At 66.8% G+C, this 3859-nt stretch carries 4 protein-coding genes; all 4 read right to left on the minus strand.

Translation table 11 applies throughout. The annotated features are described in order from the left end of the window. A partial coding sequence (locus tag VFF46_RS10640) for a hypothetical protein (protein WP_325036908.1) occupies positions 1-1043 on the minus strand: 1043 nt, incomplete at its 3' end. Then, entirely contained in the window at positions 1040-1858 is an 819-nt protein-coding gene (locus tag VFF46_RS10645) for a carbohydrate ABC transporter permease (protein WP_325036909.1), read from the minus strand. The genes VFF46_RS10640 and VFF46_RS10645, both read right to left, overlap by 4 nt. Continuing rightward, on the minus strand, positions 1851-2783 hold the full coding sequence (locus VFF46_RS10650; RefSeq protein WP_325036910.1) for a sugar ABC transporter permease: 933 nt from the start codon (positions 2781-2783) through the stop codon (positions 1851-1853). The genes VFF46_RS10645 and VFF46_RS10650 overlap by 8 nt, the downstream gene beginning before the upstream one ends. Beyond that, a partial coding sequence (locus VFF46_RS10655; protein WP_325036911.1) for an ABC transporter substrate-binding protein occupies positions 2783-3859 on the minus strand: 1077 nt, incomplete at its 5' end. The genes VFF46_RS10655 and VFF46_RS10650, both read right to left, overlap by 1 nt.

The raw sequence follows: 3859 nt of genomic DNA on the forward strand, positions 1-3859 counted from the left end.
AACCACAACCCGGACTGCGGTTCCGCGGTCGTCGGGTTCAGCCCGTGGCTCGGCGAGGCGTTGTCCGCGCCGGCGACGAGCATGCCGCGCCACGAGCAGAAGTCGCCGAGCACCCACAGGTGCGTGGAGATCGGCCGCACGCCCCAGATCCTGCCGCCGTACGCCCACGGGGACAGCTCGTAGAACATCCCGTGGTGGTCCATCAGCAGCCGCTCGTGCTCGACCTCGCGGATCCGCGGCCACTCGGTCTGCCACTTGTGGTCGAAGCAGTGCGACGCCTTCGGCAACCGGTACCGCGTCCACCGCTGGTCGGACTCGGTGAACACCTCGAGGATCGCCGACGCCCGGTCCCACCCGGTCGCGAAGATCGTCCCGCCGAACTCGTGCCGCCCGCCGATCGCGGTGTACGGGTCCTCCCGCAGCACCTTCCACGAGGTGCCGTCGTACTCGGCCAGCCGGCCCCGCGACCGGTCGCCGGCCCACTCCGGCTCGGAGTACTCGTTCGAGCAGACGACCAGCCGTCCGAACGACGTGTAGCAGTCCTTGTAGTGCACCTTCATCTCGCCGTCGGTGCCGAGCTCGTCGTTCAGGTCGAAGAGCTGCGTGCACTCGTACGTCGTGACGTCGAGCTCGAACAGCTCGCCCTCCATCGCGAGGACGTAGACGTGGGTGTCCGGCTTCGTCAGGTGCCGCGACGTACCGCAGACCCGGAGCGGCCGCAGCTCGGGGATCGTGACGATCTTGTGGTCCGCGGTGATCACGTGCGGCCCGAGCACCAGCCGCGAGGTCGGGAAGTGCACGAACCGGTTCGTGTACGTCCCGTCCACGCCAACGGTTTCCGCGACGAGTTCCATCGAGAGGTCGGCGTCGATCCGGCGCAGGCTCACCCCGCCGCCGGAGGACGCCTTGTGCGAGTTGTAGTTCTGCACGTAGAGCTTCCCGTTCCACGGCATCAGCGAGCCGACGCCCAGCTCGCTGCGCGGCGGGCCGAAGTCGCCGATCTGGGCGAGATGCGGAAAGACACCGGAAACACTGGTTGTCATTTGATTCCCGTATGAGTCATCGCGGCGATGAAGCGCCGCTGCAGGACGATGAACACGAGCAGGACCGGCACGATCGAGATCACCGAGGCGGCCATCGTCAGACCCGGCGCGATCTGGCCCTGCTCGTCGACGAAGTTGGTCAGGCTCAGCGGCAGCGTGTACTTGTCCGGGTTGCTGATCAGCACCAGCGGGGTCTCGTAGTCGTTCCACGACCAGACGAACGCGAGGATGCCGAGCGCGCTCATCACCGGTGTTGCCAACGGCAAGTAGATCCGGCTGAACACCCGCCACTCGTTCGCGCCGTCCATCCGGGCCGCCTCGGCGAACTCGGCCGGCTGGCTGACGAAGAACTGCCGCATCAGGAAAGTCCCGAGCACGGTGAACATTCCGGGCAGGATCAGCGCCCACAACGTGTCGTACAGCCCGAGCTTCTGGAAGTAGATGAACCGCGGGACGAGCAGCAGCTGCGCCGGGATGATGGCCGTCGCCAGGTACAGCAGGAACAACTTGTCCCGCCCCCGGAACGACATCCGCGCGAACGCGTACCCGGCCATCGTCGCGGTGATCAGCTCCCCGGCGACCCGCAGCACGGCGACGAACACCGACCGGCCGAACGCGGGCAGTACCGAGGTCGCCCCGCTCAGCACCGTCGTGAAGTTGTCCCACTGGAACGGATGCGGGATCCACTGCATCGGGATCTTGTACGCGTCCACGTCCGCCTTCAGCGCGGTCGAGAGCATCCACGCGAACGGCGCCAGGAAAGCGATTGCGAGTATCCACAGCGGGATCCCCCAGAGCCACTTGGACCTAGTCATTCAGAGCCCTCCCGCGCTGCGCCCGCCAGGTGAACAGCGTCAGGACGAGTACGCCGACGAAGGTCACCAGGCCGATCGCCGACGCGTAGCCGAACCGGTAGAACTGGAAGCCGGTCTGGTACATGTAGTACGAGATCGTGGTGGTCGCGTCCCCCGGACCGCCGGCCGTGATCAGCGCGATCAGGCCGAACCCCTGGGACGCCCCGATGATCAGCGTGACCAGCAGGAAGATCGTTGTCGGAAGCAACGACGGCCAGGTGATCACGCGGAACTTGGCCCACGCGGAGGCGCCGTCGATGTCGGCCGCCTCGTACAGCTGCCGCGGCGCGTCCTGCAGCGCGGACAGGTAGATCAGCGAGCAGTACCCGACACCGCCCCAGACCGCCATCACGATCAGCGCCGGCAGCGCCCAGTGCGAGGACGCGAACCAGCCCGGCCGGATCCCGAACACGTCCAGCACCTGGTTGACCAGGCCGGCCTTCGGGTTCATCAGCATCAGCCAGGTCATGCCGACCGCGACCACGTTCACGATGTACGGCAGGAAGAAGATCGCCCGCAGTACGGCGCGACCCGGGAGCGGCCGGTTCAGCGCGATCCCGAGGCCGAGCCCGAGGACCACGGTCAGCGGAACGGACACCGCGACGTACACCAGCGTCAGGCCGATCGCGTGCCAGAACCCGGGGTCCCGAGCGATCGCGACGAAGTTGTCGAGGCCGTTGAAGGTGATTCCGCCGATGCCGGACACCAGGTTCCAGTCGGTGAACGCGAGTACGACGACACTGATCAGCGGGATCAGCGTGAACGCGACCACGCCGAGCAGGTTCGGCGCGATGAACAGGAAACCGGTCCAACCCGAGGGGCGGATCCCGCGACCTTGTTCAGAAAGCGTTTTCGTACCGGCCGAGACAAGTGTGGCGGTAGCCATCAGGGCCTCCTCTCGTTCCGGGCGATCGCGGCGTCGGCGAGCCGCCGTACCTCACGGATCGCGACGCCCGGGTCCTTCTCGCCGATCCAGCACAGGTCGCGCTGCTGCTTCACCGCGAGCGTGATCTCCGGGAACCCGGTCAGCCGGGTGTCGGTGGCGAGCTTCGGATCCGCGGTCAGCACGACCCGGCGGAAGGAGTCCAGGTCGAAGTACTTCTCCGGTTCCTTGCCGAGCATCCCGGACACGATCTGGTCGTCGGTGACGTTGCCGAGCGCCGGCATCTTGCCGCCCTTGAGCATCGGCGTCGCACCTTCGGTCAGCCAGAACTTCACGAACGCCCAGGCCGCCTCGAACTTCGGCGACTTCGGGTTGATCATGATGAAGTTGCTGTACGAGCCGCCGTTCCAGTCCTTGCCGTCCACCGTCGGCGACGGCGCGAACGCGACCTTGAAGTCGTGCGGGTACTTCTTCCCGTCGTACAGGTAGCGCAGGTTGAACGGCGCGGTCGACCAGAGGTGGAACTCCTCGCCCAGGAAAGCGTTTTGCTGGTACGCGTCGAGGTGCCGGGACAGTACCTCGGTCCACGGGAACGCCGTACTGTCGGCGATCATCTCGCGGCCGAGGCGGAAGCCCTGCTCGAAGTGCGGATCGCCGAAGTTCGAGCGGTTTCCGTCGTACCAGTAGTTCGGGCCGAGGGCGATCCGGGCGACGTCAGGGATCGTGTAGAGGCCGACGGTCTTGTCCGTGGTCAGCTTGCGGGCCGTCGCGCGGAACTCGTCGATCGTCCACGCATGCGGCAGCTCGACGCCCGCCTGCTGCCGGAGCTTCTCGTTGAACAGTACGAAGAACGGCTCTCGCGCGGTGGCGAGCGCCTTCACCTTGCCGTTGTCGATGTACGACCGCGGCTGTTCGGTGTCCAGGAACACCTGGAGCTCCGGGTCAGCCTTGACCCGGTCGGTCAGGTCCGCCGCCAGCCCGGACCCGGCCCGCAGCGCCATCGCGCCCTGCGTGTAGGTGAAGTAGACGTCGATGTCGACGCCGCCCTGGAGCGCCGTGTCGAGCTTCAGGTTGCCGCG

This window comes from Kribbella sp. (assembly GCF_035655035.1).
Lineage (GTDB): Bacteria > Actinomycetota > Actinomycetes > Propionibacteriales > Kribbellaceae > Kribbella.

Excerpts from the sequence above, each read along its gene's own strand:
- VFF46_RS10645 (WP_325036909.1), bottom strand. The coding sequence starts at position 1,858 with ATGACTAGGTCCAAGTGGCTCTGGGGGATCCCGCTGTGGATACTCGCA.
- VFF46_RS10650 (WP_325036910.1), bottom strand. The coding sequence starts at position 2,783 with ATGGCTACCGCCACACTTGTCTCGGCCGGTACGAAAACGCTTTCTGAA.